Here is a 24,890-nt window from a genome sequence, read left to right on the forward strand (position 1 = left end):
TGCTAGCCTTCCCGACGCTCCGCTGTCGATCTGTGTTCGGTGTCACCGCGCGATTTCGCGCAGTGCGTTGGAAAAGGATGGCGATGATCCCCGAGACTTTCGGCGAATATCTGGACGAGCAGGGCAACATCACGATCCTGGGTGACAAGACTCTGATCGACTTCGTCGACCAGCACACCACCGCGAACCCGGACGGTCTCGCGTACCGGTTCATCGACTACTCGCGCGAGCGCGACGGCGAGTACCAGGACCTGACCTGGAGCCAGTTCAGCGTGCGGCTGCGCGCGGTGGCGGCCCGGCTGCAACAGGTGGCGCAGGCGGGCGACCGGGTCGCGATCCTTGCGCCGCAAGGTCTGGACTACGTGATCTCGCTGTTCGCCGCGGTGTACGCGGGCGCGATCGCGGTGCCGCTGTTCGACCCGGAGGAGCAGGGGCACACCGACCGGCTGAACGCGGTGCTCGCCGACTGCGCTCCCGCGGTGATCCTCACCGTCTCCACGGCGGCCGCGGGTGTGCGGAACTTCTTCCGGCACCTGCCCGCCGTGCAGCGGCCGCGCATCATCGCCGTGGACGCGATCCCGGACGGCGTCGGCACCAGTTGGGTGCGCCCGGACATCGACATCGACAGCGTCGCCTACCTCCAGTACACCTCCGGCTCCACCAGGACGCCCGCGGGCGTGGAGATCACCCACCGCGCGGTGGGCACCAACTTGCTACAGATGATCGATGCCATCGGCGTGAGCGAGAACTCGCGCGGGGTCACCTGGCTGCCGTTGTTCCACGACATGGGCCTGCTGTGCGTGATCCTGCCGACCGTCGGCGGCGGGTTCATCACGATCATGTCCCCGAGCGCGTTCGTGCGCCGTCCCTCCCGCTGGATCAAGGAGCTGGCCGCGGTCTCCGACGGCGCCGGAACATTCGCCGCCGCCCCGAATTTCGCGTTCGAGCACGCCGCGGCGCGCGGTCTGCCGAAACCGGGCGAGGAACTGGACCTGTCGAACGTCATCGGGCTGATCAACGGCAGCGAGCCGGTCTCGGTGACGTCGATGAAGAAGTTCAACGACGCGTTCGCCCCCTACGGCCTGTCCAAGACCGCGATCAAGCCCTGCTACGGCATGGCGGAGGCGACCCTGTTCGTCTCGGCGACCAGGGCGCAGGACGAGGCCAAGGTGGTCTACGTGGATCGCGGCGAACTGAACGCGGGTCGGATGGTGCAGGTCGAGCCCGGCGCCGACAACGCCATCGCGCAGGTGTCGTGCGGCTATGTGTCGCTGTCGCAGTGGGCCGCGATCGTCGATCCCGAGACCGGCGTCGAGCGGGCCGACGGCGAGGTCGGCGAGATCTGGTTGCACGGCAACAATATGGGCATCGGCTACTGGGGCAGGCCGGAGGAATCCGCCGCGACCTTCCGCAACCGGCTGCACCGGCGGCCGGAGGGCAGCCGCGCGGAAGGCGCCGCGGCGGACGCGAACTGGATGCGCACCGGCGATTTCGGCGCCTACTTCGACGGCGAACTCTTCATCACCGGCCGCGTCAAGGACCTGGTGATCGTGGACGGCCGCAACCACTACCCGCAGGACCTCGAGTACTCGGCGCAGGAAGCGAGCGACGCGCTGCGCCCCGGCTTCGTGGCCGCGTTCTCGGTTCCCGCGAACCAGTTGCCCTCCGAGTGCTTCGAACAGGGCGGCGCGGCAAGCGGATTCGACGCCGAGGACACCTCCGAGCAGTTGGTCGTCGTCGCCGAACGCGGCACCGGCGCGGCCAAGGCGGAGGCGGGCCCGATCGCCGACGCGGTGCGCGGCGCGATCGCGCAGCGGCACGGCGTGACGGTCCGCGACCTGCTGCTGGTGCCCGCGGGCTCGATTCCGCGCACCTCCAGCGGCAAGATCGCCCGGCGCGCCTGCCGCGCCGCCTATCTGGAAGGCACGCTGCGCGGCGGTTACCGGCAGCAGTCGTTCCCGGACTCGGTGGAGCGGGAACCCGAGGGCGCGGGAATTCGCTGATCCGCTACAGGCGGGTCTCGGCGGTGTAGTCGAACTCGCGCACGTCCGCGCCGACGATCCGGGTCTCCAGCCCGTCCGAGGGGCCTTCGCCGCGAAAGCGTTCGGCGTCGGCGCGGGTCGACCACCGCTCGTACACGTTGACCCGATCGGGCTCCAGCAGATCCGCGCCGAGACAGAAGTCGAGGCACCCCTCGGCCGCCCGCGCTTGTTCGACGACCACCCGGCAGCGCGCCAGGTAGTCGTCGCGATCGGTGACCCGTAGATATCCGGCGACGATCAGCATTCCCGCAGCTTAGACCGGCTGCGGGAATGCGGTGTGCGAAAAAATCGGTTGGCCGGAGCGAGCCTTGATGCGACCCTGAGATGTCGGATGCCGGTGCGAACATCGCCGGGCGGCCGATTCTCGGACACCGCGATCCACGAACCACGAGGGGGAGCCTTGTCAGTCACGCTGGAGTTGCCGTCGGCCGAATCGGACGCGGACAGACCCGAGCGGCCCGCCGCTACGCCGCCGGGCCGCCTGCATTCCCTGCGGCGCTTCGCGCCATACCTGCGCCCGCACCGGGCCGCCCTGATCGGGGCGACCACACTGGCGGTGCTCGCGACGCTGACCGCGGTCGTCATTCCGCTGCTGATCGCGCGCATCATCGACGGACCCATCGCGCACCGCGATCTCGGCGGTGCTGTCGTGCCGGTGCTGCTGGTGCTGCTGCTCGGTCTGCTGGAGGCGTTCGGCATCTGGGGTCGGCGGTGGCTGGTCTCCAAGCCCGCGACGGCGTTCGAGATCACGTTGCGCGCCAAGATCTTCCGCAAGCTGCAGGCGTTGGCGATCGGTCGCCACGATGCCTGGGAGTCGGGTCAGCTGCTCTCGCGCGCCGTCGACGACCTGGCCACCATGCGCCGGTTCGTCGCGTTCGCCGGGCCGTTCCTGGTGATCCACATCGTGGTGATCCCGGTCGGTCTGCTCGTGCTGTGCGCGCTGAGCTGGCGTGTCGGCCTGATCTTCGGCCTCATCGCGATTCCGTTGGTGTTCGTCGCGACCAACTTCGAGCGGCGCTACGCGGTGGCCTCCCGGCGCTCGCAGGACCAGTCCGGTGACCTGGCGACCACCGCGGAGGAATCCGTGCAGGGCGTGCGCGTCCTCAAGGCGTTCGGCCGCGGCCTGTTCTTCGGTTCGCGGTTCACCACCCAGTCGCGCGAGCTGCAACAGACCGAACTCGCGAAGGTGCGCCTCGACGCCAAGCTCTGGTCGGCCATGATGGGCATGCCCCAGCTCGCCATCGCCTTCGCGCTCGGCTACGGCGGTTACGCTGTGGCGCACGGCACCATGACGCTCGGCACCCTGGTCGCGGCCATCACGCTGGCGACTTTTCTACAGTGGCCGATCATCTGGACCGGCTTCCTGCTCGCCGAGCTGAACGACGCGCGCACCGCGGCCGACCGCTACTGGGAGATCATCGACACCCCGATCGACATCACCGATCCCGCCGACCCGGTGCGTTTGCCCGAGCGCGTCGCGGGTGAACTGACTTTGGACAATGTGCGTTTCGCGTTCCCGCGCGGCGAAGACGAGGGCGAGGACGCGACGCCGGACGCGCAACGCGAAGTGCTGCGCGGCGTCTCGCTGACGGTGCGGCCGGGCGAAACCGTGGCGCTGGTCGGCGCGACGGGCAGCGGAAAGACCGCGCTGCTCAACCTGATTCCGCGGCTCTACGACGTGACCGGCGGCGCGATCACCATCGACGGCATCGACGTCGCCGCGATGCGGGTCGCGGACCTGCGCTCGCTGGTGACGGTGGCGTTCGAGGACCCGGTGCTGTTCTCGGCGAGCGTGCGCGAGAACGTCGCGCTCGGCGATCCGGAGGCCACCGACGCGGACGTGCGCCGTGCGCTCGACGTCGCCCAGGCAACGGAATTCGTGGACAAGCTGCCGTGGGGTCTCGACACCAGGATCGGCGAACAGGGCCTGAGCCTGTCCGGCGGCCAGCGGCAACGGCTGGCCCTGGCCCGCGCGGTGCTCGGCCGCGACGGCGCCGGTGACCGCGGCAGGATCATGGTGCTCGACGACCCGCTGTCGGCGCTGGACGTGGAGACCGAGGAACGGGTGCAGGAGCGGCTGCGCACCGTGCTGGCGGGCGCGACCACGCTGCTCGTCGCGCACCGGCCCTCCACCGCGGCGCTGGCCGATCGGGTCGCGCTGCTCGCCGAGGGTCGCATCGTCGCCGAGGGCAGCCACGATCACCTGCTGCGCACCAGTGCCCGCTATCGCGAACTGATGGGAGGCGTGTCGTGAACGCGACCGAGACGGCCTCGAAAGACGCCGCGAGCGAGCCGGATTCGGGGGCGCGCGACGAGGTCGCCGACTGGCGCGGTATCGCCAGTGAGGACAAAGAGGTCACCGAGACCGGAAACCTGGTGCTGGCCGGGCGGTCCCGGCGGCTGCTGCTCGATCTGGTGCGCCCGTACCGCAGGCTCGCGGTGCTCGCGCTGGTGCTGATCGTGGTCGACAACGCGGCCACCGTGTCGGCGCCGCTGTTCATCGCCTACGGGCTCGACACCGGCATCGCCGAAGGCGCCGAAGGCAATTGGACGCCGCTGACACTCACCGTCGCGGGCTACCTCGGCGTGCTCGGCATCAGCGTGCTCACCACCTTCACCTTCCTGCGGGTCTCGGGCAAGCTCAGCCAGAGCGTGCTGTTCGACCTGCGGGTGCGGCTTTTCGAGCACATGCAGCGGCTGAGCGTGAGCTTTCACGAGAAGTACACCTCGGGCAAGGCGGTCGCCCGGCTCACCGGTGACATCGAAACTCTCCAGGAGTTGCTGGAGAGCGCGCTGAACCAGGCGCTGAGCGCGATCCTCTCGGTGGTCACCATCGCGGTGCTGCTCGTGTACCTGGACCAGACGCTCGCGGCGATCGTGCTCGTCGGTTTCGTGCCGCTCGCGCTGGTCACCAGGTGGGCGCAGCGCAGGCAGCGCGCGGGTTACCGGCGCACCCGCGGCGCCATCGCCAAGGTCGTCGTGCAGTTCGTCGAGTCCATGGGCGGTATGCGCGCGGTGCAGGCGTTCCGCCGCGAGCAGCGCAACGAGGCGGTGCTCGCCGCCGAGGACGCGGAGTACCGGACCGCGACCACCGCCGCCATGCGCGGCATGGGCGACTACGCCGGACTCACCCGGCTGCTCGGCAACCTCACCACGGTGATCGTCATCGTGGTCGGCGCGTGGCAGGTGATCGAGGGCAATCTCGCCGTCGGCGTGCTCGCTGCCTACCTGCTGTACCTCAACGAGTTCTACGGTCCGCTGGACGAACTAGCCCAGGTGTTCAACTCCTACCAGTCCGCCGCGGCGGCGCTGGAGAAGATCTCCGGCGTGCTGGAGGAGGAGCCCTCGGTGCCGGAACCGAAGGATCCGGCGCCGATGGGCAAGGCCGCGGGCGCGGTGCGGATGGACCGGGTGTGGTTCGGCTACGACTCCGCGCCAGGCCCGGAAGCGCTCGACGCGGAGAGGTCGCCGGGACGCGGGCCGGTGCTCCCCGAGTTCTCGCTGGAGATTCCGGCTGGGCAGGTCATCGCGCTGGTCGGTGCGACGGGCGCGGGCAAGTCGACCCTGGCCAAGCTGCTGACCAGGTTCTACGACCCGTCCGGCGGCACGGTCACGCTGGACGGGATCGACCTGCGCCGCATCTCCGACGCGGACCTGCGGCGCAATGTCGTGATGGTCACCCAGGAGTCCTACCTCTTCTCCGGCTCGGTGGCCGACAACATCCGGCTCGGCAAGCCGGAGGCCACCGACGCCGAGGTGCACGCGGCGGCCCGCGCGGTCGGGCTGTACGACTTCGTGGTGAAGCTGCCCGAGGGGTTCGACACCGACGTTCGCAAGCGCGGCGGCAGGCTCTCCGCTGGTCAGCGGCAGTTGGTCGCGTTCGCGCGGGTCTTCCTCGCCGATCCGGCGGTCATCGTGCTCGACGAGGCCACCTCCAGTCTCGACATCCCCAGCGAACGGTTGGTGCAGCGGGCGCTGGAGACGGTCTTGCGGGACCGGACCGCCGTGATCATCGCGCACCGGCTGTCCACCGTCGCGATCGCGGACCGCGTGCTGGTGCTCGAGCACGGCCGGATCGTCGAGGACGGCGCACCCGCCGAACTGATCGAAGGCGCGGGCCGGTTCGCCGGACTGCACGCCGCGTGGCGCGAGTCGCTCGTGTGATGCGCGCGAGTGGCCCGGAGGAGGTAGCGCGCCGTGACCACACAGGGACCCGCGAGCGCCGCAAAAAATCAGGGTGGCGGCTTTTTTCGCTTACGGTAGATACGTGACCAATCCAGCCCCTGCCCCCGACAGCAAACCGGCGGCACCTCGGTGGCCGGCGATTCTGACGTGGCGCGCGCACAACGCGACACGGATGGAGTCGGTGCGTGTGACGCTGAACGGCAATCGCATCCGCGCCGCCGGTCGCATGATCGGCGGCGCTTGTGCGGACCATCCCGCGTTCAGCGCGTCCTATGACCTGGTCACCGACGAGAACGGCGTCACGAAACGGCTCTCGCTGCGCACGACCACGGCGGCGGGGGAGCGGCACGCATCGATCGCGAGGGACGAGGAGAACTACTGGCTGGTCGACGCCGGCGGCAGTCACGTTCGCTCCACTTTCGCGGGCGCGCTGGACGTGGACGTGGTGCTCAGCCCGTTCTTCAACACCCTGCCGATCCGCCGCTACGGACTCCAGCACGCGGTCGACGACCTGGAGGTGCCGGTGGTGTACGTGCGCCTGCCCGATCTGCTCGTGCAGGAAGCCAGCCTGATCTACAGCGCGGGCGCCGACGGGATCAGCGTGCTGTCGCCGGTCTCCAGCGCGACGGTCACCGTCGACGAGGACGGCTTCCTGCTGGATTACCCGGGGCTGGCCGAACGCATCTGAAGACGCGGCTCAGCCCGTCGCGAGGTCGCGGAGCAGCCCGAGGCTTTTGCGCCGCGGTGGTTTCCGCGTCCTCCGATTCGGCCGTCTACGTGATGGCGACGAGGGTGCCGCCCCGGATCAGCAGTGCCCACCGGGTTGTCTGTGCGACCGGATCAGCAGTTCCTCTCGGACGGTGGTCACAAGTCCACCGCCGTGATCACGCCGCCGCGCTGCCCCGCCTCGCGCAGCCGGTCCAGCCATTCGTGGTCGCCGGGGCGCACGTCGGTGATCTCCCAGCGGCGCGCGGTCTCGTAGCCGTTCCTCGCGTCGTGGCCCGCCCGCGTCAGATCCGCGAGCGAACCGTCCTCGGCCAGGGCGTCGCGGGCCGCGCCGAGCACCGTCAGCGTTTCCTCGAGCACCGCGAGCAGGGCGTCGGCGTTCGGTTCGCAGATCGCGCGCACCAGTTCCGGGGCGGTCCCCGCCACCCTGGTGCCGTCCCGGAACGAGCCCGCGGCCAGGCCTAGCGCGAGCGGCCCGCCGCCCGCGCCCGCGATGGCCAGCGCCTCGGCGAGCACGTGCGGTAGATGCGAGATCCGGGCGACGGCCCGATCGTGTTCCTCGGCGACCACCGGAACCACCACCGACCCGCAGTCCAGCGCCAGCGCCGCCACCCGCCGCCACGGGTCCGCGTGCGTGCCGGGATCGACGCCCACCGCCCACACCGCGCCGCGGAACAACTCGGGATCGGTGGCCGCCCAACCGGATTCGGACGTCCCGGCCATCGGATGCCCGCCGACGTAGCGTGCGGCCAGACCGTGCTGTCGTACGGCCGCCGCGACCGGCGCCTTCACGCTCACCACGTCGGTGAGCACGCAGCCGGGTGCGAAGGTCGCCACGGAGGCGAGGATGTGGTCGACGGCGGGCATCGGCACCGCGATCACGATCAGCGCGTCGTCGGCCGCGGCCCGGCCGAGCACGCCGGGCAGGTCGTCGTCGACGTCGAAACCGTCGGCCCGCGCGGCCGCCACCCCGGCCCGCGATCTGTTGTAGCCGAACGCCGAATAACCCGCCGCCGCGGCGGCGCGCAGCAGGGAACCGCCGATCAGGCCCGTCCCGAGGACACACACCGGTGCTTTCTGGTCGCGAGTCACCGGAACAGATTCGCATACGACTTCAACATTTGAGCTCGAGCCGACTACCGTTGCGGCCATGGCAGCACAGCGCTCGGGCACGAACAGGGCGGCGTCGGAAGATTACGACGACGTGGAAGGGTTCGCAGTTGCGGTTGTCCGCGAAGAAGGCAAATGGCGGTGTAGTCCGCTGAGCCAGGAAGCGCTCAGCGATTTGTCCGTCGCGGAAAACGAGCTGAAGGCATTGCGCAGCTCCGGGGCGGTCTTCGGGCTGCTCGACATCGACGACGAGTTCTTCATCGTGTTGCGCCCCGCGCCGAGCGGCACCAGGCTGCTCGTCTCGGACGCCACCGCCGCGATCGATTACGACATCGCCGCCGATGTGCTCGAGGCCTTGAATATCGAAATCCCCGATATCGAGCCCGACGAACTCGACGACATCGAACCGTGGGAAGAGGGCGATCTCGCCGTGCTCGCCGACCTCGGTCTGCCCGAGCCGGTGCTGAGCGTGATCCTCGCCGAGACCGACCTGTACCCGGACGAGCAGCTCGGCATGATCGCGCAGCGCCTGGGCTTCGCCAACGAACTCTCGGCGGTGCTGGACAAGCTGCCGCGGTGATCGTGGTGCGCGCATGAACGTGCTGCCCGAGAACCCGCTCGTGTCCGACGTCGCGATGATGCGCGCCGCGCTCGACGCGGCGGCGGCCGCCGATCCGCGCGACGTGCCCGTCGGCGCGGTGGTCTTCGACGCGTCCGGCCGGGAACTGGCCCGCGCCGCCAACGCCAGGGAAGTCCTTGGCGACCCGACCGCGCACGCCGAGGTGCTCGCGCTGCGCCGCGCCGCCGAGGTCCACGGCGACGGCTGGCGGCTGGAAGGCGCGACCTTGGCCGTCACTCTCGAGCCGTGCACGATGTGCGCGGGCGCGCTGATCTTGGCCCGCGTCGGGCGGCTGGTTTTCGGCGCGTGGGAGCCGAAGACCGGCGCCGTCGGCTCGCTGTGGGACGTGGTGCGCGACCGACGGCTCAACCACCGCCCGCAGGTCCGCGGCGGCGTCCTCGAACCGGAATGCGCCGCCCTCCTCGACGACTTCTTTCGCACCCAGCGCTGACGGCCGCCGCACCCCCGCTCGCCAGCCGATTTAGCGATCCGGACCCGGTCGGGTAACCTAGTCGGCGGTGGCGTGTCCGAGCGGCCTAAGGAGCACGCCTCGAAAGCGTGTGAGGGGTAACCCCCCTCCGAGGGTTCAAATCCCTCCGCCACCGCCAAAGCCCCTCACCCCACATTCGGGTGAGGGGCTTTCTATTTCCAAGTGCACGAACACACCGTCACGACTCGCCGCCTGCCCGCCACTTCGGCTTCTGCGGTATGACTCGGTCATACCGCTGGGTAGAATGGCTTCATGGCCAAGATCACCATCAGCATTCCCGACGACATCGCCGAGAAGGCGAACAACGCGGTAGCCGCTGGACTGGCGGGTTCGGTGTCGGCGTACTTCACTCAGCTCGCGCAGCGCGAGCCGGATTGGGCTGCTGCCGCTGAGATCGTCGCTGAGCTTGCCACCGAGGCCGGAGTCACCGACGCCGACCGCGCCGAGGCCGCCGCCGCATTCACCGCCGCCGAGAACGCCGCCGCTGCTGACGCTCTCGGCGGTGCCGCGTGATCGTCGTTCTCGACTCCGGCGCACTGATCGGGCTGGAGAAGCGCGGCGCGGCAGCGGTGGCCGCCCTCGAGTACGCGCAGCGCAACACCTACGACGTCATCGTGCCCGCAACGGTTCTCGCGCAGTGCTGGCGCAACAGTCCCCGCCAGCACGCGGTGTCTCGGCTCTTGAAGACTCGCGCCGTCCGTGTGGTGGACCTCGCCGAGACACACGCCTACGCGGTCGGGAAGTTGCTCGCTGACACCGGTACCGCCGACGTGGTGGACGCGCACGTGATCGTGCTGGCGCGGGCACTGCGGGCAACGCTGGTACTCACCTCCGACCCCGACGACTTGAAAGCCCTCGATCCGGCGGTACGGCTGCACGTCGTATAGGAGCGGTCTCGTTTTGTCGGTCCGATGCCCGTTGTTGTCGAAGTCGAAAGGCACTGCCGCGGATCGGCTCCGCCGCAGTGCCTTTCGAGACCTCAGCGGGTGACGAAGATCAGCGCTGCCACCAGGATCCAACCGACGGACGAGATCAGTGCGCCGATCGCGAGATCCCGGCTGTTCCGGTCCTCCTTCGGCGTGCGGAACAGCGCGAAGATCGCCAGCGGGATGGCGAGAAAGACCCCGCCGAAGAAGCCGGTGATCCAGGCGGCCACGACTCCCCCCGGCGGCGACCCGCGAGCCAAGGGTAGTGCCTCGGGCGCGGCCTCCGCGCACCAGCGGATGAAAGGGCGATTCGGGCGGTAGAACCGCGAATTCCGGGTATACGCCGAACAGATGGAAGCGGGAAGGGATGTGACGCCTAATGCGCCGCCGAGCCGTCCGCGTGGGAACGATGCGCGAGAGTTACATGAGAATCGGAAGTGTGATTGTCCTGATCTGGCTGTTGATCGGTGTGGTCGCCGCGGCGCAGCGGGACTACTTCGACAGCGGTCCGGTGAACTGTGCCGGATTCGGCACCATTGCGGTCACCGTGATCGCGGGCCCGCTCAACTACATGGGCGTGAACCCGAAGATCGCGGATTGCAATGTGCCGGAACCGAGTCCGTAATCGGCGCGGTCAGCGCGTCCGGTGACGGAATCGCGGCCCCGGTGGTCCTCGCGTGACCTCCGGGGCCCGACTTCGGTCACTGCACGAGTTCCGGCACGGCCTGCTCCGGCGAGGATCTCGAGCACGCGCCGACGCCGCAACCACGGCTACGTAGCGGGCTCGGCCACTTGGAGCACGATCTTGCCGCGCGTGCGTCCCGTCTCGCCGTAGGCGTGCGCCTTCGCGGCCTCGGTGAGCGGCAGCACCCTGTCGATCTCCGCTCGAAGTTCGCCCGCCGCGACGAGCTCGGCGATGGCGGCGAGACCCGCCGAATCCGGTTCGACCACCGGCCAGTCGGCACGGACACCCCGCGCGTCCGCATCCGCCGCGTCGGGCAGGCCATCCGGTCCGGCCAGCGTCACCAGGCGGCCGCCGCGCCGCAGCACCGGAAGCGAGCGGACACCGTAATCCCCGCCGACGCTGTCGAGCACGATATCGACATCACGCAACTCGGCGGCGAAATCGACGGCGGTGTAGTCGATTACCTCGTCCGCGCCGATCGCGCGCAAGAAGTCGTGCTTGTCCGCGCGCGCCGTGCCGATGACGTAGGCGCCGTGCGCTTTGGCGATCTGGACCGCGAGATGTCCGACACCGCCCGCCGCGCCGTGGATCAGAACCCGCTGTCCCGCACGCAGTTCGGCGGTGTCGATCAGCGCCTGCCACGCGGTCAGACCGGCAAGCGGCAGGGCCGCCGCCTCGATATGGGAGATGTTGCCCGGCTTGCGGGTGAAGTGACGCGAAGGCGCGACGACGAATTCCGCGTACGCCCCGGCCTGGCGCGGGAAGGCGGGCATGCCGAAAACCTCGTCGCCGGGTGCGAACCGGGTGACGCCGGGCCCGACGGCCTCCACGGTTCCCGAGACGTCCCAGCCGACGATCGGCACTTCGCCCCAGGTGACGAAGGCGCCGCTGGCCCGAGTCTTCCAATCGACCGGGTTGACACCGGCTGCGTGCACTCGCACCAGGATCTCGGTCAGGCCCGGCTCCGGGCGCTCGATCTCGATCGGGGTGAGCACCTCGGGCGCGCCCCATTCGCGGGCGGTGACGGCGAGCATGGTCGGCATTCGCGCGGTCCTTTCTGTCTGCTCGTTCGGTGAGCGGAGACCAGATTGCCGTCCGTTTCCTGTCCGCAGTGCTGGCTGGACGGACAATATGTGACAGGATCTGGCCATGACCGCTCGACCGCACCGCGTCGTGGTGCTCGCCCTCGACGGCGTACCGCTGTTCGAATTGGGTATGCCAGCCCGGGTATTCGGCCAGGCATTCGACGCCGAGGGGCACCCGCTGTATCAGGTGATCGTCTGCTCGGTCGACGGTGCGCCGGTCCGCTCCGACGCGGGCATCATGCTGGCCGTCGAGCACGGACCCGACGCGCTCGAACAGGCTGACACGGTGCTCATACCGCCCCCGTGCGACAGCGATGACTCGCATGTCGGCGGACCGCTTCCGCCGCGCCTCGCTGACGCGTTCGCCCGGATCAGACCGGACGCCAGGCTGGTGTCCATCTGCACCGGCAGCTATGTGCTCGCCGCCGCGGGCGTTCTCGACGGCCGACCGGCCACCACACACTGGATGCGGACCGAGGAGTTCCGCCGCGCCTACCCCCTGGTGCGCCTCGACGAGGATGTGCTCTTCGTGGACAACGGTGATGTGCTCACCTCGGCGGGCGCGGGCGCCGGCATCGATCTATGCCTGCACCTGGTGCGCCGCGATCACGGCACCGCGATCGCGAACCAGGTCGCCCGCCGCTGCGTCGTCCCGCCCTGGCGCGACGGCGGCCAGGCACAGTTCATCGAACGTCCCGTGCCCGAGCCGACGATGACCTCCACCGCCGCCACCCGCGCCTGGCTGCTCGATCGGCTCGGAGAGCAGATCTCGCTGGAGGAGATGGCCGCCCACGCGCGCATGAGTGTGCGCACCTTCACCCGCCGTTTCCGTGACGAAGTGGGCTCGACGCCCGGTCGCTGGCTGCTCGCTCAGCGTCTGGAACGCGCCCGCGACCTGCTGGAGAACAGTGATCTCAGCATCGATCTCGTCGCCCACCGCGCCGGTTTCGGAACCGCCAATTCGCTGCGCCAGCACATGCGTTCGGTTCTCGGCACCTCCCCGAACACCTATCGCCGCACCTTTCGGCGTACGGCCTGACCGATCGCCTCGCCGCGCCGTTTCGGCCTGCGCGCGCAGTCCCGAATCGGCCGCGAACCAAGCCGAGGCAGCCGCGGCCACGACCACCATCGCGACGCCGCCCCACTGCGCCCCGCGCAGACCTTCACCGAGCAACAACATCCCCGCCACCGCGGCGACCGCGGGCTGCAAACTCATCCACACCCCGAACACCGACGCCTCGATCCGCCGTAGCGCGGTCAGTTCGATGGCGTGCGGCACCAGCGACGAGCACACCGCGACGACCGCGACCCCGGCCAGCAGCACCGGGTTCAGTAGCGCCGAACCACCTTGTGTCACAAGGAAAGGCAGAACGAGCACGCCGCCGAACGCCATGGCGAGCGCGAGTCCGTCGTGGCCCGCGGTGTGTCGGCCGACCACCGCGCCGCAGGCGATGTACGCGCCCCATCCGGCGCCGGCGAGCAGGGCGAAGAGCACGCCGGTCCACGACATCGGCCCGCCGGCATCCATGAGCAGAAGCACACCGGCGCCTGCCATGAGCGCGAGCGCCGCGTCGCGCGGCTTGCGTGATCCGAGCAGGGCGACAGTGAGCGGCCCGAGGAATTCGATGGTGACCGCCACGCCGAGCGGTATCCGCTCGATCGCCGCGTAGAAGCTGAGATTCATTGCGGCGATAGCGATTCCGAGCCCGGCGATGCCGCGAAGCGCGCGCCGGTCGACCCGGAGAGCGGGCCGCCAGAGCAGCAGTGCGATCGCACCGGCGACGACGATGCGCAGGCAGGCGACCACGTCCGCGCCCGCGAGCGCGAAGAGTTGTTTGGCCACGGCCGCCCCGAGATGAATGGACACCATCGCGCCGAGCACGAGCATCGGCACGGGCACCCGATCGACGGGGCTTCGAGTGGGAAGCGGGAGAAAGGTGCGCGGCGGTTTTTCGACCGAAGTGACGACCACGGGCGGAAAGGTAGGTGTGCGAAGTAAAAGTAAATTGACTGTCCGGTTGCCGCGCAAGCCTTCCCCGGTGGCGAAATGTCGGCCGAATTGTGGTCGAGCGCACTGGGAGTAACCGGTGGGCATAGGGGTATCTCCCCCCTTACGCCACCTGGCGCGATTGTGGAAGGAAGCGATGACTATGCGCGAGCGAGTGACTCACGGGCGGGCTGCGCGCGAATCCGGGATGCGGTGGTTCAGTCTGCTGCTCCTGGTGTGGTTGGCCGTCGGCATGATCGCCGCAGGCCAGCGTCAGTACTTCTCCAGCGGACCGATCAATTGCGCCGGATTCGGCACGATCGCGCTCACCGCGGTCTCCGGCCCCCTGAATTACCTGGGACTGAACCCCAAAATATCGAACTGTGTCATGCCGCGGCCGAGCGAGTGACTCGGTAGCAATCCGGTAGCGTCGGACTATCGCGAGAACGGCTCCACACCCGAACGGGTGCGGAGCCGCTTCGACCGCGCGAGGCGTCAATCGCGAACGGCGACGGATTCTCGCGCCGCGGCCGATTCGGCACGCAGCGCGTGCAGCCGCGCGCCCTCCACGTCGATATCGGGCACGATCCGGTCCAGCCACTTCGGCATCCACCACGCCCACTCGCCCATCAGCACCAGCAGCGAGGGGATCAGCACCATCCGGACCAGGAACGCGTCGAGCAGCACACCGGCCGCCAGCGCGAAACCCATGGACTTGGCGGTCGGATCGGATTCCAGCAGGAACGAACCGAACACCGAGATCATGATGATCGCCGCCGCGGTGACCACGCGCGCGCCGTGGTGGTAGCCGTTGACCATGGCCTCCTTGGGCGACGCTCCGTGCACATACTCCTCGCGCATGCGCGTCACCAGGAAGACCTGGTAGTCCATCGCCAGACCGAACACCAGGCCGATCAGCATGATGGGCAGGAAGCTGACGATCGGGTGCGGATCGTCGATCAGCCCGAGCTTGCCCTCCTGGAAGATCAGCACGGTCGCGCCGAACGTGGCGGCCATCGAGAGCAGGAACCCGAGCGCGCCGGTCAGCGGCACGAGTATGGAGCGGAACACCAGGATCAGCAGGACGAACGCCGCCCCGGCCACGATCGCCATGTACGGCACGATCTTGCTGAGCAGCACGTGGTCGATGTCGGCGTAGATGGCGGTGGTGCCGGTGATGCCGTACCGGATGCCGTACTCGGCGTTCAGTCCCGCCTCGGCTTCGCGGGCGTCGCGCACCAGGTCCTTGGTGTCCTGGTTGTTCGGGCCCGCCTTCGGCACGCCGTCGAGCAGCGCGCCGTTGCCGTCCTGGCTCGGCGTCGGCTCGGTGACGTAGTCCATGTCGGGGTAGGACATCAGCTTGTCGCGCAGCGCGGTCAGCGCTTCGGCCCGGCGCTCCTGCGGCACGTCGGTGAGGTCGACCGCGACGTTGAGGACACCGTTGCTGCCCTCGCCGAACCCTTCGGTGCGCAGTTCGTAGGCCTTACGCACGGTGGAGGTCTTGGGCATGCTGTCCTCGCCCGGCAGACCGAGGTTCAGACCTGCGGCCGGTGCGGCGAGCAGGCCGAGCACAAGGATGCTGAGCACCAGCGTGACGACCGGGATGCGACCGATCAGCCGGGCCACGCGCATGCCGTTGGTGACGACGGTGTCGTCTTCCGGGTCGTGCTGGGCGATGAGCGGCAGCCTCGGCTTGAAGAGGAACCGCCCGAGCGCGCCGAGCAGCGCGGGCATCAGCGTCAGCGCGACGAGCACCGCGAAGGCCGCCGCGACCGCGCCGCCGAGACCCATGAACGTCAGGAATCGAACGCCGACGATGCTCAGTCCGACCAGCGCGATGATCACGGTCAGACCGGCGAACACCACCGCCGAACCCGCCGTGCCCAACGCGGTGCCCGCGGCTTCCTCGGCCGAATCCTGCACGGCCAGTTCGTGTTTGTACCTGGACACGATGAACAGCGCGTAGTCGATGGACAGCGCGATGCCGATCATCGAGGCGAGGAAGGTGGTGAAGCTGGGGATGGACAGCACCGAGGTGCCGAGAAGTATCAGCGAGGTCGCCGCGCCGAGGCCGACGATCGCGGTGACGATCGGCACGAAGGCGGCCACGATGGCGCCGAAGGCCACGATCATCACGATCAGCGCGACGCCCATGCCGATCATCTCCGACTTGCCGCTCGGGACCTGTTGCTCGATCGCGATGGTGCCGCTGAGTTCTACGGTCAGCCCGGCGGCGCGGGCGTCGTCGGCGACGTCGTAGGCGGCCGCGCGGTTCTCCGGCGTGATGTCGGCGAATTCCTCGAGGGTGAACGGCACGCTGACAACCGCGACGGTGTCGGGCGCGGTCTCGTTCAGCACGTTCAGCGGGGCGCCGCTACACGTGGAGACGTTCGGTTCCGGCACGAGGCAGCCCATCTGCTGGGCCGCGGCGATCGGGTCGGTCAGCGGCTTGCCGTGGTCGACGATGTCGAGCTGGTCGAGTCGGCTGATCAGCGCCTCGATCGCCTGGTGGTTGGCCGGATCGGTGAGCTTCTGCCCTTCGGGCGCGCCGATCACGTAGGTGCCGGTGACGGCGTCGAACTCGAACGCGGCCGACATGCCGGGGAAGTGTTCGTCGAGGATCTCCGTGGCCCGTTCGGACGGCAGGTTCGGCAGGCTGAAGTCGTCGGTCATCGGTTCCTTCAACTGGGCGCCGAGCGCGCCGAGCAGAAAGAACAGGACGAGCCAGACCGGCAGGACTATCCACTTGCGGCGAAAGGCGAACTTTCCCCACCGGTATAGATACACGGACAACGGGTTCTCCTCGCGGTTGATCGGGTCGAGCCGGTTCGGGAACGAACACGCGGGCTCACCCGCCCGCGCTCGCGAATTACCTCCGCCGCGCCGATGCAGGCGGTCTACCGAGCAAAGAGTCGAACACCCCGAGTCTGCTGCGTACCGGGCACGAGAGCAAGAACCCCCGGAAACACGTCGGCCCCGCACCCAAAGGCATGGGTGCGGGGCCGACGGTTGGCGAATCCGATCAGCTCACAGTGACCGGTTCCTTCTTCAGCTCGACGGACTTCTGCTGCAGATCACGCAGCTTCGTACCCTCGACATCGATATCCGGCACGATCCGGTCGAGCCACTTCGGCATCCACCAGGACCACTTGCCCATGATCACCAGCAGCGCCGGGACCAGCACCATGCGGACGATGAAGGCGTCGAACAGCACGCCCGCCGCCAGCGCGAAACCGAACGACTTCGCGGTCACGTCCGACTCCAGGATGAAGGAGGCGAACACCGAGATCATGATGATCGCGGCGGAGGTCACCACGCGCGCGCCGTGGTGGTAACCGGCCACCACCGCTTCCTTCGGCGACTTGCCGTGCACGTACTCCTCGCGCATGCGGGTCACCAGGAACACCTGGTAGTCCATGGCGAGACCGAACACGAGGCCGATGAGCATGATCGGCATGAAGCTGACGATCGGCTGCGGATCGTCGATCAGGCCGAGCTTGCCCTCCTGGAAGATCAGCACAGTCGCGCCGAAGGTCGCGGCCATGGAGAGCAGGAAGCCGAGCGCCGCGGTCAGCGGCACCAGGATCGAGCGGAACACCAGGATCAGCAGGATGAACGCGGCGCCCGCCACGATGGCGAGGTACGGCGCGATCTTGCTGAGCAGCACGTGGTCGACGTCGGCGTAGATGGCAGTGGTGCCGGTGATGCCGTACTCGATGCCGTACTGCGCCTTCAGTTCGGCCTCCGCGTCGCGGGCGTCGCGCACCAGGTCCTTGGTGTCCTGGTTGTTCGGGCCCGACTTCGGCACGCCGTCGAGCAGCGCGCCCGCCTTGTCCTCACCGCTGAACTGCGGCTCGGTGACGTAGTCCATGTTCCCGTAGGATGCGAGCCGCTCGCGCAGGGCGTTGACCGCCTCGTCGCGCCGCTCGGGCGCGACGTTGCTCAGGTCGACCGCGACGTTGAGCACGCCGTTGCTGCCTTCGCCGAAGCCCTCGGTCCGCAGCTCGTAGGCCTTACGCACGGTGGAGGTCTTGGGCATGCTGTCCTCGCCGGGCAGACCCAGGTTCAGACCGGCCGCGGGCGCGGCGAGCGCGCCGAGCGCGACGATGGACAGCACCAGCGCGGCCCACGGGGCCTTGCCGATGAGACGGCCGAAGCGCATGCCGTTGGTGACGATGGCGTCGTCCTCCGGGTCGTGCTTGGCGACCAGCGGCAGCTTCGGCTTGAACAGGAACCGGCCGAACGCGCCGAGCAGCGCGGGCATCAGCGTGGTCGCGGTGATCACGGCGAAGCCCGCCGCGATCGCGCCGCCCAGACCCATGAAGGTCAGGAACTCGACGCCGACGATGCTCAGACCGGCCAGCGCGATGATCACGGTCAGACCGGCGAACACGACAGCGGAACCGGCGGTGCCGAGCGCGGTGCCCGCCGCCTCTTCCGGCGAATCCTGCACGGCCAGTTCGTGCTTGTAGCGCGAGACGATGAACAGCGCGTAGTCGATGGACAACGCGATGCCGATCATCGAGGCGAGGAACGTGGTGAAGCTCGGGACCTCGATGAACGAGGTGCCCAACAGGATGACCGAGGTGGCCGCGCCGAGCCCGACGATCGCGGTGACGATCGGCACGAAGGCCGCGACGATGGCGCCGAAGGCCACGATCATCACGATCAGCGCGACGCCCATGCCGATCAGCTCGGCGGTACCGCTCGGCTGCTCCTGGGTCTGGGCGATGGAACCGCTCACCTCGACCGCGAGGCCGGAGTTCCGCGCGTCGGCGCCCACGTCGTAGGCGGCCTTGCGGTTCTCGTCGGTGACGTCGGTGAACTTCGCGATGCTGAACGGCACGCTCATGAACGCGACGGAGTTCGGGTCGTCCTTGCCGAGCACGTTGAGCGGGGAGCCACTGCACTGCGAGGGATCGGGGTTCTCCAGGCAGCCCATCTTCTCCGCGGCGTCGATCGGGTTCACGATCGGCTTCTCGTGGTCGACGATGTCGAGCTGGTTGAGCTTGGCGATGAACGCCTCGACCGCCGCGCGATTCGCGGGATCGGTCAGCTTCTGACCCTCGGGCGCGCCGATGACGTAAGTTCCGGTCACGGCGTCGAACTTGAAGGCCTCGGACGCACCGGGGAAGTGCTTGTCGAGAATGTCGTTGGCTCGGGCGGAGGGCAGCTCGGGCATGCTGAAATCGTTGCTCATCGGTTTGCTGAGCTGCGCGCCCAGACCACCGAGGAGCACGAAGAGGACAAGCCAGACCGGAAGCACTATCCATTTCCGGCGGAAAGCGAACTTTCCGAATCTATAGAGGTAAACGGACACGCGGGTACTCCTAGCGGTGACTGGTACGTGCTGGATCGTGGCGCGTAGACAGCACTTTCGCGGGACTCCCTGCTTGTCCCCGCCTCCACTGACGCTTTCTGCCTACCGTGCGGTAGGTAGACTACCGACCGAGTAAGTGGAGGTACAACCTCAATTTTGGTGGCGACGTTAGCGCCGCGCAGCATCGACGAGAGGATCATCCAATGGCCGGACCCGACGCACCCGACAGCGTTATCGCAGGTAGCGGCACTAAGATCGCGATCCGCGACGCCGCTGTGAAGCTATTCGCCGCCAAGGGTTTCGAGCAGACGAGCCTTCGCGAGGTCGCGGATGCGGTAGGAATCACAAAGGCTTCGCTGTACTATCACTACCCCTCGAAGCTGGATCTGCTATTGGCGATCATCGATCCGATCATCGACCATCTGCGTTCGGTCGTCGAAGACATCGACGCGGTCCCGTACAACGCCGAGGGGGTGCGGGCGGTGTTGCGTGCGCACCTGCGCGGGCTCATCCGGCACCGCGACGCGGGGGCGCTGTGTGTGCGCGACGCGGTGGCGATCGTCAACGCGATGGCCGACCGATATCCGGACCTGATGGACAGCAACCGGGTGCTGCGCGATTGGCTGGCCGGTCCGGATCCCACCGACGAGGCGCGGGTTCGTGCCTGCGCGGCGCTCGAGGTTCTCGGGGTGGCGTTGATTTCCAAGGAACTAGTGCCCGGCGCGGACGACTCGCTGCTGGAGAACACGCTCCTGGACTCGGCCACCTGCGTGTTGACCGCCTGCGGCACCGCGTAGATTCGTGCGCGTCGTCGAACACGCCTGGGAGTAGCCGTGCACATCACCGCGAAGGTCGATTACGCGGTGCGAACCCTGCTGGAGATCGCCCGGGCCACGCCCGACGCCAAGATCAAAGCCGACGCCATCGCGTCCGCGCAGCGGATTCCGCCCAAGGTGCTGGAGACCGTGCTCGGTGAGCTGCGCCGCGCCGAGCTGGTCGTCAGCAGGCGCGGACCCGACGGGGGATATTCGCTGGCCAGGCCCGCGGCCGAGATCTCCATCGCCGACGTGATCCGCGCGATCGAGGGCCCGCTCGCCTCGGTGCGCGGGCAGCGGCCCGAGGACGTGAAGTATCCGGGCGCGGCCGAACCTCTGCAATCGGTGTGGATCGCGCTGCGTGTGAACATCCGCGCGGTGCTGGAGAACGTGACCGTCGCCGACATCGTCGCCGACCGGTTGCCCGAGTTCGTCGACGCGCTCACCGGCGATCCCGGCGCCTGGGAGCGGCGCTGAGCTGCGGTTCCGCCCAGAGAGAATCGCCACGACGGCTGTCACCGATTGCCGGTAGCCTGCCAAGCATCATGTTGATCAGACTGCTCAGAGCTCATCTGTACCCCTACCGCGCGCAATTGGCGGGGGTCGTTGCGCTCCAGTTGGTTTCGGTCATCGCGATGCTCTACCTGCCGAGCCTGAACGCCGATCTGATCGACAACGGCGTCACCAAGGGCGACATCGGCTACATCTGGACGACGGGGCTGTGGATGCTCGCGGTCACGGGCGTGCAGATCGTCGCGTCCGCGTTCTCGGTCTATCTGGGCGCACAGGCCGCCATGGGCGCGGGCCGCGACCTGCGCGGCGCGCTGGTGCACCGGGTCGGCACCTTCTCCGCGCGCGAGGTCGGCATGTTCGGCGCGCCCTCGCTGATCACCCGCAACACCAACGACATTCAGCAGGTGCAGCTGCTCATCGTGATGTCGGCGACCATCCTGGTGATGGCGCCGATCATGTGTGTCGGCGGCATCGTCATGGCGCTGCGCGAAGACCTGAGTCTGTCCTGGCTGCTGCTCATCGCGGTGCCCGCGCTCGGGTTGTCGATGGCGCTCGTCGTGGCCAGGATGGTGCCCGGCTTCCGCGACATGCAGGAGCGCATCGACGCGGTCAACCGGGTGCTGCGCGAGCAGATCACCGGCATCCGGGTGGTGCGCGCGTTCGTCAGGGAGCGGCAGGAGACCTGGCGGTTCGGCATCGCCAACACCGAGCTCACCGAGGCCTCGCTGCGCGTCGGCAGGCTGACGGCGCTGATGTTCCCGCTGGTCATGCTGATCAGCAACGTCACCGCGGTGGCGGTGATCTGGTTCGGCGGGCACCTGATCGACTCCGGCGAGCTGCAGATCGGCTCGCTCACCGCGATGTTGTCCTACATCATGCAGATCCTGATGGCGGTCATGATGGCGTCGTTCCTGGCCATGATGGCGCCGCGCGCCGCGGTCTCGGCCGACCGGATCGGCGAGGTGCTCGCCACCGAGTCCTCGGTGCTGCCGCCGCGGCTGCCGCAGCCGTTCGAAGGCGACCCGGCCTCGGTCGACTTGCAGTTCTGCGAGTTCGCTTTTCCCGGCGCGGAGAAGCCGGTGCTGCGCGCCATCCGTTTCCAAGTGGAGCCAGGGACCACGACGGCCATCGTCGGTTCCACCGGTTCCGGCAAGACGACGCTGCTGAACCTGATACCGCGGCTGATCGACGTCACCGACGGTGCGGTGTACGTGGGCGGCACCGACGTCCGCCACCTCGACCTCGAAGTGCTGCGCGAACAGATCGGCCTGGTGCCGCAGAAGGCGTACTTGTTCTCCGGCACCGTCGCCAGCAACCTGCGCTACGGAAACCCGGACGCCACCGACGAGGAACTCTGGCGCTGCCTCGAGATCGCGCAGGCCGCCGACTTCGTGCGGGAGATGCCGCAGGGTCTGGAGACGCCGGTGGCGCAGGGCGGCACCACGGTCTCCGGCGGCCAGCGCCAGCGCCTCGCCATCGCGCGGGCGCTGGTCCGCAGACCGCGCATCTACCTGTTCGACGACTCGTTCTCCGCCCTCGACGTCGCCACCGACGCCCGGCTGCGCGAGGCGTTGAAGCCGGAGACCGAGAACGCCTCGGTGATCATCGTGGCCCAGCGCATCGCCACCATCCGGGACGCGGACCAGATCATCGTGCTCGAAGACGGCGTGATCGCTGGCATCGGCACCCATGAGCAACTGCTGCGCGACTGTCCCGAATACCAGGAGATCGTGGCGTCTCAGCTGAGTGTGGAGGAGGCGCGATGAGGCCAGGAGCTCCGGCTCCCGGGGCACCGGACGCCAAGGCCAAGTCGTTCGGGCCGTCGCTGAAGCGGCTGCTGCGCAGGCTCGCCCCGGAACGGTTCTACGTCGGGTGCATCATCGGCCTCGCGGTCACCTCGGTGGTGCTCAACACCCTCGGCCCGTATCTGCTCGGCAAGGCGACCAACCTCGTCTTCGACGGCGTGGTCGGCAAGAACCTCGAGGCGATGCGCGGACTGTCCAAGGAGCAGGCCGTCGAGCGGCTGCGCGCGAGCGGCAACGACACCCTGGCCGACATGCTCAGCGCCATGAACGTCGTGCCCGGCGTCGGCGTGGATTTCGGCGCGGTGGGCCGGGTCTTGGTGCTCGTGCTCGCGCTCTACGTCGGCGCCTCGGTGTTCGGCTGGTTGCAGGGCTACCTGCTCAACATCGTCATCAACCGGACGGTGAAGCGGCTGCGCGGCGAGGTCGAGGACAAGATCCACCGGCTCCCGTTGCGCTACTTCGACTCCCAGCCGCGCGGCGACGTGCTGAGCCGCGTCACCAACGACGTCGACAACGTCTCGCAGAGCTTGCAGCAGACCATGAGCCAGCTGATCATGTCGGTGTTCTCGGTGCTCGGCATCCTGATCATGATGTTCTGGATCTCGCCGCTGCTCGCGCTGATCGCGCTGCTCACCGTGCCGGGCGCGATCGTCGTCACCGCGCAGATCGCCAAGCGGTCCAAGCCGCACTTCGTGGACCAGTGGAAGTACACCGGCCTGGTCAACGCGCAGGTCGAGGAGGCGTACACCGGCCACGAGGTGGTCACCGCGTTCGGCCGCGGCCGCGAGGTCGGCAGGGAGTTCGACGAGCGCAACCAGGCGCTCTACGAATCCAGCTTCAAGGCGCAGTTCATCTCGGGCCTGATCATGCCCGCGATCATGTTCCTCGGGAACGTGAATTTCGTGCTGGTGGCGCTGGTCGGCGGTCTGCGGGTGGCCACGGGCCATCTCTCGCTCGGCGAGGTGCAGGCGTTCATCCAGTACTCCAGGCAGTTCAGTCAGCCGCTGACCCAGATCGGCGCGATGGCGAACCTGCTGCAGTCGGGCGTGGCCTCGGCCGAGCGCATCTTCGAGATCCTCGACGCCGAGGAGCAGAGCCCGGATCCGGTCATGGAGAACACCCGGCCGGTGGATCGCGGGCGGGTCGAGTTCGAGGCCGTCTCGTTCCGGTACGAGCCGGAGAAGCCGGTCATCGAGCGGCTCTCGCTGGTCGCCGAGCCCGGACACGTCGTCGCCATAGTCGGGCCGACCGGCGCGGGCAAGACCACGCTGGTGAACCTGCTCATGCGCTTCTACGAGCTGGACGCGGGCACGATCACCATCGACGGCGTCGACATCACCGAGATCACCCGCGATCACCTGCGGTCGCGTATCGGCATGGTCCTGCAGGACACCTGGCTCTTCCGCGGCACCATCCGGGAGAACATCGCGTACGGCAATCCCAATGCGAGCGAGGCGGAAATCCTCGCCGCCGCACGGGCCGCGTACGTCGACCGGTTCGTGCACGCGCTGCCCGACGGCTACGACACGATCATCGACGAGGAGGGTTCGGGCGTCAGCGCGGGTGAGAAGCAGCTGATCACCATCGCCCGCGCCTTCCTGGCCAAGCCGTCGATCCTGATCCTGGACGAGGCGACCAGCTCGGTGGACACCCGCACCGAACTGCTCGTCCAGCACGCCACCGCGGCGCTACGCCGCGACCGCACGAGTTTCGTCATCGCGCACCGGCTTTCCACGATCCGCGACGCCGACCTGATCGTCGTCATGGAGGCGGGCCGGATCGTCGAGCACGGCACGCACGAGCGACTGCTCGACGAGCGCGGCGCCTACTACCGCCTCTACAGCGCCCAGTTCGCGGCGGCCGCGGCGGAGGCTTGACGGACTAGTCGCAGAGTTGGGGGAGGAGGGTGGTGTAGGCCCAGTCCTCCCAGTGCTGCGCGGTCCAGCCTCTGTTGCGGACCAGCAGGAGGAACAGTTCGGTGCTGAGTAGGCCGTAGAGCAGGTCGGCGGCTTCTTCCGCCGAGACATCTCGGCGCGCACCGGGTTTGGTCATCATGACGGTGGCGGTGTGCAGCTGCACGGTGTAGCGCGGGTCCGGTTGGTCCGCGGGCCACATCGCGGCGACTTCCGGGTCGGTGGCGGCGGCCGTCTCGATCACCTTGTGTATCGGCGCGATGCGTTCGAGCACCGGGCGGGTGCCCGCGATGTGCGCGCGCAGATGCTTTTGCGCGGTCGCGGCAGCCATGGCGGTGCGGAACCACTCCCGTTCCATGGTCGCCACCGGTTCGTCGTCGCCCGCGATCGTGACGTCGACCAGTTCTTTCAGCAGCGTGCGCTTGTTGGTGAAGGTGAAGTAGATGGTCTGCACGGCCACGCCCGCCCGCGCGGCGATCTCTTGCAGGTTGGTCGCGCCGTAGCCCTGCTCGACGAACAACTCGCCGGCGGCCGCGAGTATTCGCCGTCTCGTCTCCTGGGCTTTGAGGGCTCGCTTGTTCGTCCCCTTGACGGCGCTCATGACCGAAGTCTATATCTGATTAGAGTTGAACTCTAGTAAGGAATCCCTTCGACCAGCGCCCCGGGCGC

The 24,890-nt window shown here is 68.4% G+C and carries 22 protein-coding genes, 1 tRNA gene and 1 pseudogene; 16 read left to right on the forward strand and 8 right to left on the reverse strand.

Annotated features, from left to right (window positions below):
- Positions 1-83: 83 nt before the first annotated feature.
- Positions 84-2,003, forward strand: coding sequence for a long-chain-fatty-acid--AMP ligase FadD32 (fadD32, locus tag T333_RS04015; protein ID WP_496423694.1), 1,920 nt, complete (start codon positions 84-86; stop codon positions 2,001-2,003).
- Positions 2,004-2,007: 4 nt separating this feature from the next.
- Here the strand turns inward: fadD32 and T333_RS04020 are convergent, their stop codons facing one another.
- Positions 2,008-2,286 (reverse strand): putative quinol monooxygenase, encoded by a 279-nt coding sequence (locus T333_RS04020; protein ID WP_496423695.1) that lies wholly within the window; start codon positions 2,284-2,286, stop codon positions 2,008-2,010.
- A 156-nt stretch (positions 2,287-2,442) separates the two neighbouring features.
- Here T333_RS04020 and T333_RS04025 point away from each other — a divergent pair, with 156 nt between their 5' ends.
- The 3 genes from T333_RS04025 (at position 2,443) to T333_RS04035 (ending at position 6,915) form a co-directional block, all read left to right on the forward strand.
- Positions 2,443-4,296, forward strand: a complete 1,854-nt coding sequence (locus T333_RS04025; RefSeq protein ID WP_496423696.1) for an ABC transporter ATP-binding protein — start codon at positions 2,443-2,445, stop codon at positions 4,294-4,296.
- Positions 4,293-6,206 carry an ABC transporter ATP-binding protein gene (locus T333_RS04030; RefSeq protein WP_496423697.1) on the forward strand — a complete coding sequence of 638 codons (1,914 nt, stop codon included), beginning with the start codon at positions 4,293-4,295 and terminating at the stop codon, positions 6,204-6,206. The genes T333_RS04025 and T333_RS04030 overlap by 4 nt, the downstream gene beginning before the upstream one ends.
- A gap of 103 nt (positions 6,207-6,309) precedes the next feature.
- The gene (locus T333_RS04035; protein WP_354998090.1) at positions 6,310-6,915 is read left to right on the forward strand and encodes a putative glycolipid-binding domain-containing protein; all 606 of its coding nucleotides are present in this window, start codon (positions 6,310-6,312) and stop codon (positions 6,913-6,915) included.
- A 176-nt stretch (positions 6,916-7,091) separates the two neighbouring features.
- Here the strand turns inward: T333_RS04035 and T333_RS04040 are convergent, their stop codons facing one another.
- Positions 7,092-8,045: a prephenate dehydrogenase gene (locus tag T333_RS04040; protein ID WP_496423698.1), complete on the reverse strand. Its 954-nt coding sequence runs from the start codon at positions 8,043-8,045 to the stop codon at positions 7,092-7,094.
- 58 nt (positions 8,046-8,103) lie between these two features.
- Here T333_RS04040 and T333_RS04045 point away from each other — a divergent pair, with 58 nt between their 5' ends.
- The 5 genes from T333_RS04045 (at position 8,104) to T333_RS04065 (ending at position 10,059) form a co-directional block, all read left to right on the forward strand.
- Positions 8,104-8,643: a tRNA adenosine deaminase-associated protein gene (locus T333_RS04045; RefSeq protein ID WP_354998088.1), complete on the forward strand. Its 540-nt coding sequence runs from the start codon at positions 8,104-8,106 to the stop codon at positions 8,641-8,643.
- 13 nt (positions 8,644-8,656) lie between these two features.
- Entirely contained in the window at positions 8,657-9,133 is a 477-nt protein-coding gene (locus T333_RS04050) for a nucleoside deaminase (RefSeq protein WP_496423699.1), read from the forward strand.
- A gap of 66 nt (positions 9,134-9,199) precedes the next feature.
- Positions 9,200-9,290 (forward strand) — tRNA-Ser (locus tag T333_RS04055).
- Between the two features lie 134 nt (positions 9,291-9,424).
- Positions 9,425-9,685 carry a hypothetical protein gene (locus T333_RS04060; protein WP_354998086.1) on the forward strand — a complete coding sequence of 87 codons (261 nt, stop codon included), beginning with the start codon at positions 9,425-9,427 and terminating at the stop codon, positions 9,683-9,685.
- Complete coding sequence (locus T333_RS04065) at positions 9,682-10,059, forward strand: PIN domain-containing protein (protein WP_496423700.1); 378 nt, start codon at positions 9,682-9,684, stop codon at positions 10,057-10,059. The genes T333_RS04060 and T333_RS04065 overlap by 4 nt, the downstream gene beginning before the upstream one ends.
- Before the next feature lie 92 nt (positions 10,060-10,151).
- On the opposite strand, the gene T333_RS04070 is transcribed toward T333_RS04065, so the two are convergent.
- Positions 10,152-10,328, reverse strand: a complete 177-nt coding sequence (locus tag T333_RS04070) for a hypothetical protein (RefSeq protein WP_496423701.1) — start codon at positions 10,326-10,328, stop codon at positions 10,152-10,154.
- A 194-nt stretch (positions 10,329-10,522) separates the two neighbouring features.
- On the opposite strand from T333_RS04070, the gene T333_RS04075 reads away from it, so the two are divergent.
- A complete protein-coding gene (locus T333_RS04075) occupies positions 10,523-10,723 on the forward strand; it encodes a hypothetical protein (protein ID WP_067789709.1) in 201 nt (66 codons plus the stop codon).
- Between the two features lie 146 nt (positions 10,724-10,869).
- Here the strand turns inward: T333_RS04075 and T333_RS04080 are convergent, their stop codons facing one another.
- Complete coding sequence (locus T333_RS04080) at positions 10,870-11,826, reverse strand: NADP-dependent oxidoreductase (protein WP_496423702.1); 957 nt, start codon at positions 11,824-11,826, stop codon at positions 10,870-10,872.
- A gap of 106 nt (positions 11,827-11,932) precedes the next feature.
- On the opposite strand from T333_RS04080, the gene T333_RS04085 reads away from it, so the two are divergent.
- Positions 11,933-12,907: a GlxA family transcriptional regulator gene (locus tag T333_RS04085; RefSeq protein ID WP_496423703.1), complete on the forward strand. Its 975-nt coding sequence runs from the start codon at positions 11,933-11,935 to the stop codon at positions 12,905-12,907.
- Between the two features lie 81 nt (positions 12,908-12,988).
- On the opposite strand, the pseudogene T333_RS04090 reads toward T333_RS04085, so the two are convergent.
- A pseudogene (locus T333_RS04090) lies at positions 12,989-13,963 on the reverse strand (EamA family transporter); the annotation flags it as partial.
- 100 nt (positions 13,964-14,063) lie between these two features.
- Between T333_RS04090 and T333_RS04095 the strand changes: the two are divergent.
- Complete coding sequence (locus T333_RS04095; protein WP_354998081.1) at positions 14,064-14,264, forward strand: hypothetical protein; 201 nt, start codon at positions 14,064-14,066, stop codon at positions 14,262-14,264.
- Positions 14,265-14,350: 86 nt separating this feature from the next.
- On the opposite strand, the gene T333_RS04100 is transcribed toward T333_RS04095, so the two are convergent.
- Complete coding sequence (locus tag T333_RS04100) at positions 14,351-16,648, reverse strand: MMPL family transporter (RefSeq protein ID WP_496423704.1); 2,298 nt, start codon at positions 16,646-16,648, stop codon at positions 14,351-14,353.
- A 229-nt stretch (positions 16,649-16,877) separates the two neighbouring features.
- On the reverse strand, positions 16,878-19,175 hold the full coding sequence (locus T333_RS04105) for an MMPL family transporter (RefSeq protein WP_354998079.1): 2,298 nt from the start codon (positions 19,173-19,175) through the stop codon (positions 16,878-16,880).
- Positions 19,176-19,378: 203 nt separating this feature from the next.
- Here T333_RS04105 and T333_RS04110 point away from each other — a divergent pair, with 203 nt between their 5' ends.
- From T333_RS04110 to T333_RS04125, 4 genes are all read left to right on the forward strand, one after another.
- A complete protein-coding gene (locus tag T333_RS04110) occupies positions 19,379-19,972 on the forward strand; it encodes a TetR/AcrR family transcriptional regulator (protein WP_354998078.1) in 594 nt (197 codons plus the stop codon).
- Between the two features lie 36 nt (positions 19,973-20,008).
- Positions 20,009-20,467 carry an RrF2 family transcriptional regulator gene (locus T333_RS04115; RefSeq protein ID WP_357255837.1) on the forward strand — a complete coding sequence of 153 codons (459 nt, stop codon included), beginning with the start codon at positions 20,009-20,011 and terminating at the stop codon, positions 20,465-20,467.
- Positions 20,468-20,535: 68 nt separating this feature from the next.
- A complete protein-coding gene (locus T333_RS04120; RefSeq protein WP_496423705.1) occupies positions 20,536-22,269 on the forward strand; it encodes an ABC transporter ATP-binding protein in 1,734 nt (577 codons plus the stop codon).
- Positions 22,266-24,185, forward strand: coding sequence for an ABC transporter ATP-binding protein (locus tag T333_RS04125; protein ID WP_357255833.1), 1,920 nt, complete (start codon positions 22,266-22,268; stop codon positions 24,183-24,185). The genes T333_RS04120 and T333_RS04125 overlap by 4 nt, the downstream gene beginning before the upstream one ends.
- 4 nt (positions 24,186-24,189) lie before the next feature.
- Here T333_RS04125 and T333_RS04130 read toward each other — a convergent pair whose 3' ends face one another.
- Positions 24,190-24,822: a TetR/AcrR family transcriptional regulator gene (locus tag T333_RS04130; RefSeq protein WP_496423706.1), complete on the reverse strand. Its 633-nt coding sequence runs from the start codon at positions 24,820-24,822 to the stop codon at positions 24,190-24,192.
- Between the last annotated feature and the right edge of the window lie 68 nt (positions 24,823-24,890).

Source organism: Nocardia sp. CNS-044, assembly GCF_059570515.1.